Origin of the sequence: Xanthomonas sp. NCPPB 2866 (genome assembly GCF_041475745.2) — a bacterium.
Taxonomy (GTDB): Bacteria; Pseudomonadota; Gammaproteobacteria; order Xanthomonadales; family Xanthomonadaceae; genus Xanthomonas; species Xanthomonas arboricola.
Genome location: NZ_CM192975.1, coordinates 3,443,389 through 3,457,445 on the forward strand (window position 1 = coordinate 3,443,389; position 14,057 = coordinate 3,457,445).

Genomic DNA, 14,057 nt, shown 5'->3' on the forward strand with positions numbered 1-14,057 from the left:
CTCAGCCTCCCACGCGCGGCGGCATCGGCGGCACGCGCACATTGCTCGCCTCGGGTTTGTTCAGCGCCTCCTTGGCCAGCTCGGCGATGCCGGCGATCGAGCCGATGACGCCGCTGGATTCCATCGGCATCAGCACGAACTTCTGGTTGGGCGCGGTGGCCAGCGCCTTGAACGCCTCCACATACTTCTGCGCGACGAAGTAATTGATCGCCTGCACGCTGCCATTGGCGATCGCATCGGAGACCATCTGGGTGGCCTTGGCTTCGGCCTCGGCCAGTCGCTCGCGCGCCTCGGCGTCGCGGAACGCGGCTTCCTTGCGGCCTTCGGCTTCGAGCACGGCGGCCTGCTTCTCGCCTTCGGCGCGCAGGATTTCCGACTGGCGCGAGCCCTCGGCTTCGAGGATCTGCGCGCGCTTCTCGCGCTCGGCCTTCATCTGCCGCGCCATCGAGTCGATCAGGTCGCGCGGCGGCTGGATGTCGCGGATCTCGATGCGCGTGACCTTGATGCCCCAGGGATTGGTGGCCTGGTCGACCACGCTGAGCAGCTGCGCATTGATGGTCTCGCGCTGGCTCAGCGATTCGTCCAGATCCATCGAGCCGATCACGGTGCGGATGTTGGTCTGCACCAGCGCGATCGAGGCGATCTCCAGGTTAGAGACCTCATAGGCGGCCTTGGCGGCATCCAGCACCTGGAAGAACACCACGCCATCCACGCGCACCACCGCGTTGTCCTTGGTGATGACGTCCTGGCTAGGGACGTCGAGCACCTGCTCCATCATGTTGATCTTGCGCCCCACGCCGTAGACCACCGGCACCAGAAAGTGCAGACCCGGACTCATGGTGTGGGTGTAGCGGCCGAAGCGCTCCACCGTCCACTGAAAGCCCTGCGGCACCATGCGCACGGTCTTGAACAACACGATGACGCCAGCGACCAGAACGGCGATGGCCAAGAAAGAAGTCGGAAACATGAGCAGCCCCTTGCGATGACGAGTCGATCCTTGGCTTGAGTATGCCCTAGCGCCACCTGTCCCCACTGCGCGCCCCACCTTCGGCAACGGCGGTCACGACCCTGCATGCGGCGCTGTGGCTGACCACCTCGGGCAGCGTGTCGGCGTTGCGCAGCTCGCCGCAACGCGCAGGCGACCGCGCTTTGCAAAGCGCAGACGGTGCTGCGAAGGTGCTCTCAGGCGCCGCGCGGCGAGAACATGATGATCGCCATGCCGAGCAGGCAGCAGGCTGCGCCCAGCAGATCCCAACGCGTCGGCGTCACCCCGTCCACCCACCACAGCCACAGCAGCGCACTGGCGATATAGACCCCGCCATAGGCGGCATACACCCGGCCGCTGGCATCGGGATGCAGGCTCAACAACCAGACGAAGACGGCCAGGCTCAGCGCCGTCGGCAGCAACAACCAGATGCTGCCGCCCTTGCGCAGCCACAGATACGGCAGGTAGCAGCCGACCAGCTCGGCAACGGCAGTGGCCGCGAACAGCAACAGCGTGGTCGGTGCGCCATTCATGCGTGGCCGGGCTTGTCGACGCCTTGCTTGCCAACGTCGGCCTGCTGCAGCTCCGCAGTGTCGCGCGCCTGCACACCGGCCGCAGGCGCGTCAGTGACAGGCGTCGCGGCAGCTCGATCGGGAGCAGCAGGATCACCGCCGCGTTCGCCGCGCTTGACCTGTTGCCACAGCGCCTCCTGCTGCTGCAGCGACAGCGCGGCCAGGGAGGTGCCGTCCGTCTGCGCCTGCGCTTCCATCGCGCGAAAGCGATGCTCGAACTTGAGATTGGCATGACGCAGCGCCGCACCCACGTCGACCCTGGCGTGGCGCGCCAGGTTGGCGCAGACGAACAACACATCGCCGAGTTCGTCTTCCAGCCGCGCCTGGTTGTCGGCGACCGGGCCACGCGCGAACTCCACGCGCAGCTCCTCGATTTCTTCCTGCAACTTTTCCAGCACCGGCGCCGGGCCGGGCCAATCGAAGCCGACCCGCGCCGCACGCGCCTGCAGCTTGGTGGAGCGCTGCCATTCCGGCAGGCCGCGTGCGATGCCGGCAAGTGCGGAGTCATCCTGATGGCCGGCCGCGCGACGTTCGTCGCGCTTGATCTGCTCCCAGTTGGCGCTTACCGCCTGCGCATCGTCGGCACGTTGCTCGGCAAACACGTGCGGGTGGCGACGCACCAGCTTGTCGCTGAGCGTGGCGACCACGTCGGCGAATCCGAACGCGCCCTGCTCGGCGGCCATCTGCGCATGGAAGACCACCTGCAGGAGAAGGTCGCCTAGCTCGTCGCGCAGAGCCGGCAGGTCGTTGCGATCGATGGCGTCGGCAACTTCGTAGGCTTCTTCGATGGTGTACGGCGCGATGCTGGCGAAGGTCTGCTCCACATCCCACGGACAGCCGTGCTCACGATCGCGCAGGCGCGCCATCAGCTGCAGCAGGCGCTGGAGGTCGCCGGTCGGCGGGGACTGAGACATGGTGTGTTCCTGGCAGGTGTGGTGCAGTGGAGTGGCGTGCCCGGGCGATGCCGCAGGCACGTGCCGGGTCACCTGGCGGCAGACGATGGGCAGGGACCGCATTGGACGTGACTGCATCGGGATTGCGCGCAGCCGCAGGATCCAACCCGCGAGCGCGCAAGCGGCGGTCGGCCGTGCTCACACCAGCCAGCTGCGCCACGGCAGATTGGGATCGCCCAGCGCGATGAAATCGCCATTGAGCAAGGTGTCGCGGCGGTTGTAACGGAACGGTTTGCCGGTGCCGCCGGCCAGCAGCACACCGCCGGCGGCGTGCAGCACGCACTGGCCGGCTGCGGTGTCCCACTCGGAGGTGGGGCCGAAGCGCGGATACACGTCCAGGTCGCCTTCGGCGATGCGGCAGAACTTCAACGACGAGCCTTGCGCGACTACATCGATCTCGCCCATGCGCTCCAGCGCGGCGGCGGTGCGCGCGTCGCGATGCGAGCGACTGGCGGCGACCCGCAGCGGCGTGGCCGCCGGCGTGCACGTGTGCAGCATCTCGTCGCGGTCGCCATCGCGGCGGTAAGCGTTCTCGCCCCGTGCGGCGTACCAGACCCGGCCATCGACCGGCGCCTGCACCACGCCGAGCACCGGTGCGCCCATATGGATCAGGGCGATGTTGACGCTGAACTCGCCGTTGCGCTTGACGAACTCGCGGGTACCGTCGAGCGGGTCAACCAGCCAGTAGCTGGTCCAGAACTGGCGGTCTTCCCAGGCCACGTGCGCGGATTCTTCCGACAGCACCGGCACGTCCGGAGTGACCCGGCGCAAGCCTTCGACGATGACACGGTTGGCGGCAAGGTCGGCCTGGGTCAGCGGGCTGGCGTCGTCCTTGATCTCCACTGCGAAATCCTGCGCATAGACATCCATGATCGCCGCCCCCGCCTCGCGGGCGATGGCGATCACGGTTTCGCGCAGTTCCATCGGGATGCGGATCATGGGTTGCGCTCCAGCCACTCGCGCGCAATGAACAAGGCGGCCAGCGAGCGGCCTTCGGAAAAATCTTCGCGCAGCATCAATTCGTCCAGACGGGCGATCGGCCAGGGCACCACCTCCATCTCTTCCGGCTCGTCGCCCACCAGGCGCTCGGGATAGAGGTCGCGTGCCAGCACCAACCAGGATTGGTGACTCATATAAGTAGGAGCGAGCGTCATCGCACGCAGCACCTGTACCTGGCGCGCGCCGTAACCGGCTTCTTCCTTGAGCTCGCGGTCGGCCGCCTGCTCCGGCGTTTCGCCGGCATCGATGCGGCCCTTGACCAGGCCCAGCTCGTAACGATGCACGCCGGCGGCATACTCGCGCACCAGCAGCACGGTCTGCGCGTCGAGCATCGGCACCACCACCACCGCGCCGTGGCCCTGGCTGAGCTGGCGCTCGTAAAGGCGACGCTCGCCGTTGGAAAATTCCAGATCCAGCTGCTGGCGACGGAACGGCCCGTCACCCAGATCGGTGATCTTGTGGATGGTCGGCAGGCGCGGGCTCATGCGTCGCACGCAGCGGCGGGGCCGACCGATAGAATAGGCGTATGCATCGACATGTTCATGAGCCCGAAATCCTAGCAGACCCGGCAGCCTCCCAAGCTGACGAACATTGGCGGCAACGCGATCTTGCCGTGCTGTGGCACCCCTGCACGCAGATGCGCGAGCACCCGCACACACTTCCGCTGGTGCCGATCGCGCGTGGCGACGGTGCGTGGCTGATCGGCCACGACGGTCGCCACTACCTGGACGCGGTCAGCAGTTGGTGGACCAACCTGTTCGGCCATAGCGAACCGCGCATCGGCGCGGCCATCGCGCGCCAGGCTGGCGAACTGGAGCAGGTGATGCTGGCCGGCTTCACCCATGCGCCCGCCGTGCAGCTGGCCGAGCGCCTGTTGGCGATCGCGCCGCGCCAGGCCGGCCGCGCGCCGTTGTCCAAGGTGTTCTATGCCGACAATGGCTCGGCCGGCGTGGAAGTGGCCTTGAAGATGGCCTTCCACTATTTCCATAACCGCGGCGAGCACCGCCGCACGCGTTTCGTCGCGCTGGAAAACGGCTACCACGGCGAGACCATCGGCGCGCTGTCGGTCGGCGACATCCCGCTGTATCGGCGCGTGTATGCGCCGTTGCTGCTGGAGTCGATCTTTGCGCCCTCGCCCGATGCCTACCTGGCCGAGCCCGGACAGAGCGCAGAAGACTACGCATTGCAGGCGGCCGATGCGCTGCAGGCGGTGTTCGAACAATCGCCCGGCGAAATCTGCGCGCTGATCCTGGAGCCGCGCGTGCAGTGCGCAGGCGGCATGCGCATGTATCACCCGGCCTATCTGCGCCGCGCACGCGAACTGTGCGACGCGCATGGCGCGTTCCTGATCGCCGACGAGATCGCCACCGGCTTCGGTCGCACCGGCAGCCTGTTCGCCTGCGAACAGGCCGGGATCATGCCCGACCTGTTGTGCCTGTCCAAAGGGCTGACCGGCGGATTCCTGCCGCTGTCGGCGGTGCTGGCCACGCAGCAGTTGTACGCGGCGTTCCTAGACGACTCGCGCGAACGTGCGTTCCTGCATTCGCATAGCTACACCGGCAATCCGCTGGCATGCGCCGCCGCGCTGGCAACCCTGCAGATCTTTGCAGACGACGATGTCATTGCGCGCAACCAGCGCACCGCCGCGCACATGACCACGCTGGCTGCGCAGATCGGCGAACACCCCGCGGTGGCCGACGTGCGCCAGGCCGGCATGATCGTGGCGTTCGAACTCACGCAGGGCGGCGACAAGCGCACGCCATTCCCGTCTGCGGCGCGGGTGGGCCTGAAGGCTTATCGCGCCGCACTCGACAAGGGCGTGGTGCTGCGCCCGCTCGGCGACGTGCTGTACTGGATGCCGCCGTATTGCGTGGACGACGCGCAACTTGCGCTGCTGGCTGCGACCACCCGCCACGCCATCGAGGAGGCCGTTGCATGCGCCTGACCCGCTCCCATGTCGCACTGCCGCTGCACTGCGACCAGGAGGTGACGCTGCCGGAAGAGTCGGCCAATCACCTGCTGCGTGTGCTGCGACTGCGCGAGGGCGATGCCTGCGTGCTGTTCAACGGCGACGGCAGCGACTACCACGCGCGCATCACCCTGGCCGGCAAACGCGAGGCGCGCGCACTGGTGGAACGTGCCGAGCCGCTGCGCAACGAGTCGCCGCTGTCGATCACCCTGATCCAGGGCATTGCGCGCGGCGAGAAGATGGATCTGATCCTGCAGAAGGCCACCGAGCTGGGGGTAACGGCGGTCGTGCCGGTCAACGCCGAGCGCACCGAGGTCAAGCTGGATGCGGCGCGCATGGAAAAACGCCTGGCGCATTGGCGTAGCGTGGTGGTGTCGGCCTGCGAGCAGTCCGGGCGTGCGCGCATTCCCACGGTCGCTGCTCCGCACGGCCTGCAGGATGCGGCGCAGGCCAGCGACCCGCAGGCGTTACGGCTGACGCTGGACCCGCACGGCGAGCATCGCCTGGGTAGCCTGGCGCTCGGCGCGCAACCGCATGTGATCGTGGCGATCGGCCCGGAAGGCGGCTGGTCGCCGCGTGATCGCGCCACCCTCGCCGAGGCCGGTTTCAGCGGCCTGCAACTGGGGCCACGCATTCTGCGTACCGAAACCGCGGGCCTGGCGGCAATCGCGGCGCTGCAGTCGCGGTTCGGTGACCTATAGCGCCACGCCATCGTAGGAGCGCACCTGGGCGCGACCGGGCTTTATCGGGAATGCCTCGTCGCGCCCGGGTGCGCTCCTACCGGGATGTGGAGTTGATCGGCGTTGCGTCGTCCGCTGCATGTCGATGGCTCCGTCCACTGCGTCCCGGCCCTAAACCCGCGCCGACTCGTAGGAGCGCACCTGGGCGCGACCCGGCGTTATCGAGAATGCCTTGTCGCGCCCAGGTGCGCTCCTACGGGATGTGGAGTTGATCGGTTTGGTGCAGCCAGACTGCTGCAACTGGCGCTGCGCGGGCGCTCAGCGGCCGTGCTGCAGGAACCAGCTGGCCGCGCCGATCACACCGAGCTGGCCGTGCTCGACGATGCTGACCGGCACCTGCTCCAGCGCCGGACGCAATGCGCCCTTGTCGAGCAGACGTACGACGAAATCGCTTGCGGCCACGAATGCGGCGATCTGCGGCAGGAATCCACCCGCCAGATAGACACCGCTGCGCACGCCATAGAGCAGCATCATGTCGCCGACCACGCTGCCCATGAAGCCGCAGAACGCCTGTAGCGCATCGCGCGCCAGCACGTCCTCGCCAGCCAGTGCGGCGGCAGTGACATCGGCCGGGCTGGCATGCAGCGCCGGCACGCCACGCAGCGCGGCCAGTGCGGTGTAGAGATTCAACAGGCCCGGGCCGGAGAGCAGGTGCTCGGTGGCCACATGCGTGCGCGCGCGGCGCAACTCCTGCAGCAAGGCCACTTCCAGATCGCTGGCGGCAGCAAGCGCGGCGTGGCCGGCCTCGGTCGGCAACACCACCGGGGTGGCGCCGTTGGGAATCCACAACGCCGCGCCCAGGCCGGTGCCCGGGCCCAGGATCAGTGCCGGACCCGGCGCACCCTGCGGCGGACCGGACAACTGCAGGACCTGATTGCCGACCATGTAATTGGCCGCATGCGCCACCGCTTCGAAATCGTTGACCAGATGCAATGCCTGCATGCCGAGCTGGCGGCGGATCTGCTCGGGCGCCAGCACCCACGGCAAGTTGGCGGTGATCACGCTGCCGTCTTCCAGCGCATACCCGGCACTGGCGATGACACCACGCTGCACCGGCGCGCAGCCCAGCTCCGCAAAGAACGCGGCCATGATCTCGGCCAGGCCCGGGTAGTCGGCACACCGGTACTTGCGGTAGTCCAGCACCGTGACCGGTTGGCGTGGATCGGGGCTTTCGCACACCAGCGCCAGACGCACATGCGTCCCCCCCACGTCTGCGGCAACGAAGGTGTCGGGGCGCGGAAAGGCCACCGCTTCCATTGGACTGCTTGCGCTCACGCATTCTCCTGATAAGTGGCCGCGGGCTGGCGTCATGCCCATTGTCCGACGAACGGTAACGGGGTAGACAACGTTGTCAGTAATCGCCCTGTAACGCAACCGTGGCGATCACGATTTAAACAGGATGCCGCCAATTTCATCATTCACTCAAATTCCACGTTTGCGACAGCGATTTCAGCACAAAACGGCACCCGCCATTTGCACAAGCGCCATTCCCCATAGAAACAGCTGATCAAAACCGCGAGCCACCGACGGCGCATTGCGCAACGGTATCGGCGCAGTGCATGGCATCGCGGAGAAATGCTGCAATGCAGCGCAATCGCAGCCGCTTCAGAGATCTGTGACGATGTGTTGACAACGCTGTCAACGCTACGCGAGACTCGATCCAAATCGGGGTTCTGGCAGGAGGGGCCATGGACTGTTCGGTACTCAGGAACGGGCTACTCCCTCGCCGGTGCATTCCAGATTCGTGAGCGGGACATCACCCGATGTTCGACTCGCTGAAGTCGCATTCGCTCTACCGCTTCACCACACGGGGGACACCTCCTCTACCACGCGAATCACCCGGGCCCGCCTCTTGCGACGCGTGCCAGTGGGATCACCGCGATCGGTCAGGGCGTGTTGTTTTGCCGGCCACGCCGAGCGCGTGACGCCTTCCAGAGGCGGCGCGCTCACAGCACTAACCAACGAGGTTTAGCCATGCACAGCCGCACCACGACGTTAGCACTCTGTATTACCGCCGCTCTGTACTGCTCCGGCTCTGCAATGGCTGCCGGACAAGAACAACAGGCTCCTGCCGCCACGCCGTCGGCGACCACCGAGCTGGATACCATCACCGTCACCGGTTATCGCGCATCGCTGGAGAAGAGCCAGTCAGTCAAGCGCTCGGCCAACTCGATCGTCGATGCGATCAGCGCCGAAGACATCGGCAAGTTCCCGGACATCAACGCCGCCGAATCGCTGTCGCACCTGCCAGGCATCAGCGTCGACCGCCAGTTCGGCGAAGGCGAAAAGGTCAGCATCAACGGTACCGACCCGGCCTTGAACCGCGTGCTGCTCAACGGCCAGACCATCGCCTCGGGCGATTGGGGCGGCAACCCGACCGACACCAGCGGCCGTACCTTCAACTACACCCTGCTGTCGCCGGAAATCATCGGCTTGATGGAGGTCTACAAGACCCCGGAAGCGCGCATCGACGAAGGCTCGATCGGCGGCACCGTGATCGTGCACACCCGCAAGCCGCTGGACCTGCCCAAGAACACCATCCGCGGCTCGGTCGGCTACAACTACAACGACCGTTCGGAAGAAGGCAATCCGCGCGGCTCGGCGCTGTGGAGCTGGAAGAACGACGACGAGACCTTCGGCGCGTTGATCTCCGCCACGCATGACAAGCAGGACCTGGCACGCGCCGGTATCGAATACTTCGGCTACACCACCGGCGCCAACATTCCCGCCAGCGCCACCATCACCGGCGACGGCAGCGATGTGGCCACCGCCCGTGTACCGGCCGGCATCAACAGCGCGTTCTTCCAGCAGACCCGCGAACGCAGCGGCGTGCAGGGCGCGTTGCAGTGGAAGCCGAACGAGCAGAACGAATTCAACCTGACCGGCCTGTACATCAAGGGCAAGTACAACAACTTCAGCGAATCGCGTTACGTCTGCCCGGCGTGCAACAACGACCTGCAGAAGGTCACCAGCGCCAATGTGCAGAACGGCGTGGTCACCTCGGCGACCTTCGGCGATGGCGCCGCGGGGCAGCCGTACGCTCAGCTGGACGCGAACTACCGCGAGAGCACCGTCACCACCAAGAGCCTGAACCTGCGTCACGACTGGTCGGGCGAGAAGTGGGTGTTCACCACCCAGGTCGGCGACACCAAGGCCACCGGCGGCAAGAACCCCGAGTACCTGATGAAGTTCCTGATGACCGACGGCGGCTATAACTACGCCTTCGATGGTCAGAACACCGCGGTGAACTACGACAACGGCGGCGCCTCGAACTGGACGCTGCCCGGTTCGCCGGCCGGCCTGCCCGCCGGCTCGCAGGACTCCAGCGCGATGCAGGCCGGCGGCATCTTCTATCAGAAGAGCACCGACGAAGAGAAATACTTCCAGTGGGATGCGGCCCGCGATCTGGAGCTGGGCCCGTTCACCAAACTGCTGTTCGGCTACAAGTACATCAACCACAACAACGGCGTGGACGCACGCGGCAATCGCATCAATACCACCGATGCGATCTCGCTGACCCAGTTCAACCCGGGCACCACCCCGAGCGGTCTGTACGACGGCCTGGGCGCAAGTGGCGACCTGACCACCTGGCCGACCGCCAGCCTGAACTCGATCCGCAACTATCTGCTGTCGCAGCCGCAGGGTCCGTACCGTCCCGATTACGGTTCCTCGTTCGAGGTGAAGGAGATCACGCAGAACTTCTACACCCAGTTGAATTACGAGACCGGCAAGTGGCGCGGTAACGTCGGCGTGCGCCTGGTCGACACCACCGACAAGTCGCTGTACTGGCAGACCGCCGATGGCGGCACCAACTACTCGCGCGTGGCCGAGACCAACGACTACCGCAAGGCGCTGCCGAGCTTCAACATCGCCTACGACATCACCGACGACGCCGTGCTGCGTTTCTCGGCTGCCAAGGTGATCGCACGTCCACGCTATGGCGATCTGGCCGGCACGTTCAGCATCAACAGTGCGAACGGCAACTTGACCGCCGGTGGCGGTAACCCGGACCTGAAGCCGTACGAGTCCACCAACTACGACCTTGCTGCGGAGTGGTATTTCGCGCCGTCCAGCATGCTGTCCGGTGAAGTGTTCTATCGCGACATCAGCTCCTACATCGTCAACACCACCAGCCAGCAGCAGTTGACCGATCCGATCAGCGGCAACTCCGGCATCTACACGGTGACCTCGCCGATCAACGTCTCCGACGCCAAGGTCAAGGGCGTGTCGGTGAACTACCAGCAGTCGCTGGGTCTGGGCTTCGGTGTGCAGGCCAACTACACCTTTGCCGAATCCGATTCGAGCTCGGGCCTGAACCTGCCGTACCTGTCGCGCGACACCTACAACATCATCCCGTACTGGGAGCATGGCGACTGGATGGTGCGTGTGAACTACAGCTTCCGTTCCAAGTACTTCACCCAGATCGGCCGCCTCGCCTCGCAGGACTTCGCAGACAGCTACAAGCAGCTGGATCTGACCGCCTCGTATCAGATCACCGATTACATGGGCATCACCTTCGGCGCGACCAACCTGCTGGATTCCACCTACCGGCTGTTCAGCAACACCCGCTCGACCCCCACGGCGTTCTACAAGAACGGCCGCGGTTATCAGGCCCAGTTGAACTTCAAGTTCTGATGCAGCACCGGCGCGCCACCGACCCTCCACGGTGGCGCGCTTTTTTTTGAGCGGTGTGTTGCATGCAGTGCACCGCTCGATGTTGTACCAAGGAGTGGTACTGGCCACGCCCCTTCGCGGTTGAGGGAGCATGGCCAGGCCCGCTTTTGCCATCCACGTGCCGGCTGCGCTGCAACCGACACGTCTCGCTTGAAGGAGTGCAGTTCCCATGACGACCGATAGCCGCCCTGCGGCTCCATCCCGCCGCCACGCCGGAGCTGCACCCAGAACGCGAATGCTCGCGCTCGGTCTGCTGCTCGCGTTGCCTGCTGCCACGCTCAGCGCGCAATCGCCCACCGCGCCCACCGCCACCACGCTCAGCCCGGAACAGATCGACCAGCAGTGGCTCAGCGCCACCGCCAAGTACGCACCCGAGCGCGAGCGCCTGGTGCGCGAAGCCGAGGCCGGCGCACGCAAGGGTCCGTTCCGCCCCGACTGGGCTGCACTCAAGGCCTATCAATCGCCGGCGTGGTACGACAATGCCAAGTTCGGCATCTTCATCCATTGGGGCGTGTTCTCGGTGCCGGCGTTCGGCAGCGAGTGGTATTCGCGCAACATGTACCTGGAGGGCTCCAAGGAATTCGCCCATCACGTGGCGACCTATGGCCCGCAGGCGCGCTCCGGCTACAAGGATCTAATTCCCAAGTTCACCGCGCCCAAGTTCGATCCGAATGCCTGGGCCAAGCTGTTCCGGCAATCCGGCGCGCGCTATGTGGTGCCGGTGGCCGAGCACCATGACGGCTTTGCGCTGTACGACTCCCGGTTGTCGGACTGGACTGCGGTCAAGATGGGCCCCAAACGCGATCTGCTGGGCGAGTTGTCCAAGTCGATCCGCGCGCAGGGATTGCACTTCGGGCTGTCCTCGCACCGCGCCGAGCACAACTGGTTCTTCGATGGCGGGCGCAAGTTCGATTCGGACGTCAACGACCCGCGCTATGCCGCGCTGTACGGCCCGGCGCAGGTGCGCCTGCCTGGCAAGGACGATGCCGATGTGGCCAACGACTGGACCCCGGTGTCGCAGGCCTGGCTGGACGACTGGCTGGCGCGTACTACCGAGCTGATCGACACCTATCAGCCGGACCTGATCTATTTCGACTGGTGGATTGCCCACCCCACCTTCCGCAGCAGCCTGCCGACCATGCTGGCCTACTACTACAACCAGGGCGCGGCGCGCACCGAAGCCGATCGCGGCGTGGTGGTGAACTACAAGCTGGGCGCGTTTCCGGAAGGGGCCGGCACGCTGGACATCGAGCGCGGCCAGCTCACCGGCATCCATCCCACCCATTGGCAGACCGACACTTCGGTGAGCAATGCGTCGTGGGGCTACATCGAAAACGACACCTACAAGTCGCCGACCTTCATCATCCACATGCTGGCCGATGTGGTGGCCAAGAACGGCAACCTGATGCTCAACATCGGCCCGCGTGCCGATGGCTCGATCCCGGACACCGAGCGCGGCATCCTGCTGGCGATCGGCAAGTGGCTCAAGACCAACGGCGGCGCGATCTACGACAGCAAGCCGTGGCGCGTGTATGGCGAAGGCCCGACCGAGGTGGTCGGCGGCACCTTCCAGGACGTCAAGACCAAGCCCTACACCGCCGAGGATTTCCGCTTCACCACGCGCGATGGCGCGCTGTATGCGATCGAACTCGGCTGGCCGGCCGGCGGCAAGGCGGTGATCCGCTCGCTCACACCGGCCGACGGCGTGCGCGGCGTGACGCTGCTGGCCAACGGCAAGAAGGTGCCGTTCGAGCAGCAGGCCGACGGCCTGCATCTGAGCCTGCCTGCCAAGCCGGTCGGCGAGCATGCCTACGTGCTGCGCATCGATCTTTCTTCTTCCTCCACTCCCTGACGGATGCTGTTTTCATGAGCAAGCGATTGACCTGGATCCTGCTGGCGCTGGCGCTGGTGTGCGCGCCGGCCCTGGCAAAAACCCCCACGGCGTTGTTCTATCTGATGAACACGCAGAAATCGACCAACTCGTTCCTGGCCAATGTCGACAAGATCGACGTGGTGGTGCCGACCTGGTACGGCGTCGACCAGAACGGCCTGGTCAACGGCACGCCCAACATGTACCTGTACGACATCGCCAAGCAGAAGAACCTGCGGGTGATGCCGATCCTGTCGATGACCACCGGGCGCGACGGCTTCCACAAGCTGATGCACGACGAAGCCGCCAAGAAGCGCATGATCGAATCGCTGCTGATCCACGGCAAGCAGCACAAGTACTACGGCTTCCAGTTCGATTTCGAGAACATCGCCTGGACCGACCGCGACGCCTACACGCTGATGGTCAAGCAGACCGCCGATGCGCTGCACAAAGCCGGCTTCAAGATGTCGGTGGCGGTGGTGCCCAATGCCCCGGGCCATGCCGAAGGCGGCCAGTTCTCCAAGTGGATGTGGGAATACTGGCGCGGCGCGTACGACCTCAAGGCGCTGGGCCAGGCCGTGGACCTGGTCAGCATCATGACCTACGACCAGCACACCCGCTGGACCACGCCGGGCCCGGTCGACGGCATGGTGTGGATGAAGAAGCACCTGGATTACGCCATCACCCAGGTGCCGAAGGACAAGCTCTCGCTCGGCATCGCCACCTACGGCTACCGCTGGTACACCGGCAATCCGGTCAAGGAAGACGGCACCGAGGCGTCGAACATCTCCGCCACCTACATCGATGCCGACGAATCGTTCCCGCTGGCGATCGAGCAGAACGCCACCGTGCAATGGGATCCGGTCGAGCAGGAATCGTGGTTCTACTTCTACCGCGACGACATGCGCGAGTGGGTGTTCCGCCCGGATGCGCGCAGCTTCAAGGCACGCTACGACCTGGTGAAGCAGTACGGCCTGGAAGGCTTCAGCTGCTGGGTGCTGGGCGCCGAGGACCCGAAGGTGTGGGACGAGTTGCCGACCGCGCAGCGCTGACCGCGTCATCGCACTGCTGCACGACAGGACGGGCGCGGTCGGTGTTCACATCGGAATGCATCCACTGCAAGCCGATGCGTGCACTGCCCGCGCCCGTTCTGCAACACGCCATGCGGAGCGCGGTCGCTGCGCGACACCACACACCGCGCACCCCGACGAAGCGTGCGCCAGTCCCTGCGCCATCCGGCGCGGCTTTGCTACTGTGCGTGGCTGCCGTATCTCCCCCGCCATACCGGGATGTGA

At 65.6% G+C, this 14,057-nt stretch carries 11 protein-coding genes; 5 read left to right on the top strand and 6 right to left on the bottom strand.

From position 1 onward, the window contains the following. Position 1: 1 nt before the first annotated feature. The 5 genes from ACCQ04_RS14785 to nudE form a co-directional block, all read right to left on the bottom strand. Entirely contained in the window at positions 2-967 is a 966-nt protein-coding gene (locus ACCQ04_RS14785) for an SPFH domain-containing protein (protein WP_039519637.1), read from the bottom strand. Positions 968-1,182: 215 nt separating this feature from the next. Beyond that, complete coding sequence (locus ACCQ04_RS14790) at positions 1,183-1,518, bottom strand: YnfA family protein (RefSeq protein WP_102253671.1); 336 nt, start codon at positions 1,516-1,518, stop codon at positions 1,183-1,185. Then, entirely contained in the window at positions 1,515-2,471 is a 957-nt protein-coding gene (gene mazG, locus ACCQ04_RS14795; protein ID WP_226427278.1) for a nucleoside triphosphate pyrophosphohydrolase, read from the bottom strand. Before mazG ends, ACCQ04_RS14790 begins: the two co-directional genes overlap by 4 nt. A gap of 177 nt (positions 2,472-2,648) precedes the next feature. Beyond that, positions 2,649-3,449, bottom strand: coding sequence for a 3'(2'),5'-bisphosphate nucleotidase CysQ (gene cysQ / locus ACCQ04_RS14800; protein WP_226427279.1), 801 nt, complete (start codon positions 3,447-3,449; stop codon positions 2,649-2,651). After that, on the bottom strand, positions 3,446-3,994 hold the full coding sequence (gene nudE / locus ACCQ04_RS14805; RefSeq protein ID WP_016905001.1) for an ADP compounds hydrolase NudE: 549 nt from the start codon (positions 3,992-3,994) through the stop codon (positions 3,446-3,448). Before nudE ends, cysQ begins: the two co-directional genes overlap by 4 nt. A 41-nt stretch (positions 3,995-4,035) precedes the next feature. Between nudE and bioA the strand changes: the two genes are divergently transcribed. Further along, complete coding sequence (gene bioA, locus ACCQ04_RS14810) at positions 4,036-5,454, top strand: adenosylmethionine--8-amino-7-oxononanoate transaminase (RefSeq protein ID WP_226427280.1); 1,419 nt, start codon at positions 4,036-4,038, stop codon at positions 5,452-5,454. Further along, entirely contained in the window at positions 5,445-6,179 is a 735-nt protein-coding gene (locus ACCQ04_RS14815; RefSeq protein WP_047126994.1) for a 16S rRNA (uracil(1498)-N(3))-methyltransferase, read from the top strand. Before bioA ends, ACCQ04_RS14815 begins: the two co-directional genes overlap by 10 nt. A gap of 297 nt (positions 6,180-6,476) precedes the next feature. Here ACCQ04_RS14815 and ACCQ04_RS14820 read toward each other — a convergent pair whose 3' ends face one another. Then, positions 6,477-7,475, bottom strand: a complete 999-nt coding sequence (locus ACCQ04_RS14820; protein WP_226427563.1) for a glucokinase family protein — start codon at positions 7,473-7,475, stop codon at positions 6,477-6,479. A gap of 717 nt (positions 7,476-8,192) precedes the next feature. On the opposite strand from ACCQ04_RS14820, the gene ACCQ04_RS14825 reads away from it, so the two are divergent. From ACCQ04_RS14825 to ACCQ04_RS14835, 3 genes are all read left to right on the top strand, one after another. Continuing rightward, entirely contained in the window at positions 8,193-10,853 is a 2,661-nt protein-coding gene (locus tag ACCQ04_RS14825; RefSeq protein ID WP_065032635.1) for a TonB-dependent receptor, read from the top strand. Positions 10,854-11,061: 208 nt separating this feature from the next. After that, the gene (locus ACCQ04_RS14830; RefSeq protein ID WP_226427281.1) at positions 11,062-12,744 is read left to right on the top strand and encodes an alpha-L-fucosidase; all 1,683 of its coding nucleotides are present in this window, start codon (positions 11,062-11,064) and stop codon (positions 12,742-12,744) included. 14 nt (positions 12,745-12,758) lie between these two features. After that, the gene (locus tag ACCQ04_RS14835; protein WP_016903894.1) at positions 12,759-13,814 is read left to right on the top strand and encodes a glycosyl hydrolase family 18 protein; all 1,056 of its coding nucleotides are present in this window, start codon (positions 12,759-12,761) and stop codon (positions 13,812-13,814) included. Positions 13,815-14,057 lie beyond the last annotated feature (243 nt).

Excerpts from the sequence above, each read along its gene's own strand:
- ACCQ04_RS14785 (WP_039519637.1), bottom strand. The coding sequence starts at position 967 with ATGTTTCCGACTTCTTTCTTGGCCATCGCCGTTCTGGTCGCTGGCGTC.
- ACCQ04_RS14790 (WP_102253671.1), bottom strand. The coding sequence starts at position 1,518 with ATGAATGGCGCACCGACCACGCTGTTGCTGTTCGCGGCCACTGCCGTT.
- mazG (WP_226427278.1), bottom strand. The coding sequence starts at position 2,471 with ATGTCTCAGTCCCCGCCGACCGGCGACCTCCAGCGCCTGCTGCAGCTG.
- cysQ (WP_226427279.1), bottom strand. The coding sequence starts at position 3,449 with ATGATCCGCATCCCGATGGAACTGCGCGAAACCGTGATCGCCATCGCC.
- nudE (WP_016905001.1), bottom strand. The coding sequence starts at position 3,994 with ATGAGCCCGCGCCTGCCGACCATCCACAAGATCACCGATCTGGGTGAC.
- bioA (WP_226427280.1), top strand. The coding sequence starts at position 4,036 with ATGCATCGACATGTTCATGAGCCCGAAATCCTAGCAGACCCGGCAGCC.
- ACCQ04_RS14815 (WP_047126994.1), top strand. The coding sequence starts at position 5,445 with ATGCGCCTGACCCGCTCCCATGTCGCACTGCCGCTGCACTGCGACCAG.
- ACCQ04_RS14820 (WP_226427563.1), bottom strand. The coding sequence starts at position 7,475 with ATGGAAGCGGTGGCCTTTCCGCGCCCCGACACCTTCGTTGCCGCAGAC.
- ACCQ04_RS14825 (WP_065032635.1), top strand. The coding sequence starts at position 8,193 with ATGCACAGCCGCACCACGACGTTAGCACTCTGTATTACCGCCGCTCTG.
- ACCQ04_RS14830 (WP_226427281.1), top strand. The coding sequence starts at position 11,062 with ATGACGACCGATAGCCGCCCTGCGGCTCCATCCCGCCGCCACGCCGGA.
- ACCQ04_RS14835 (WP_016903894.1), top strand. The coding sequence starts at position 12,759 with ATGAGCAAGCGATTGACCTGGATCCTGCTGGCGCTGGCGCTGGTGTGC.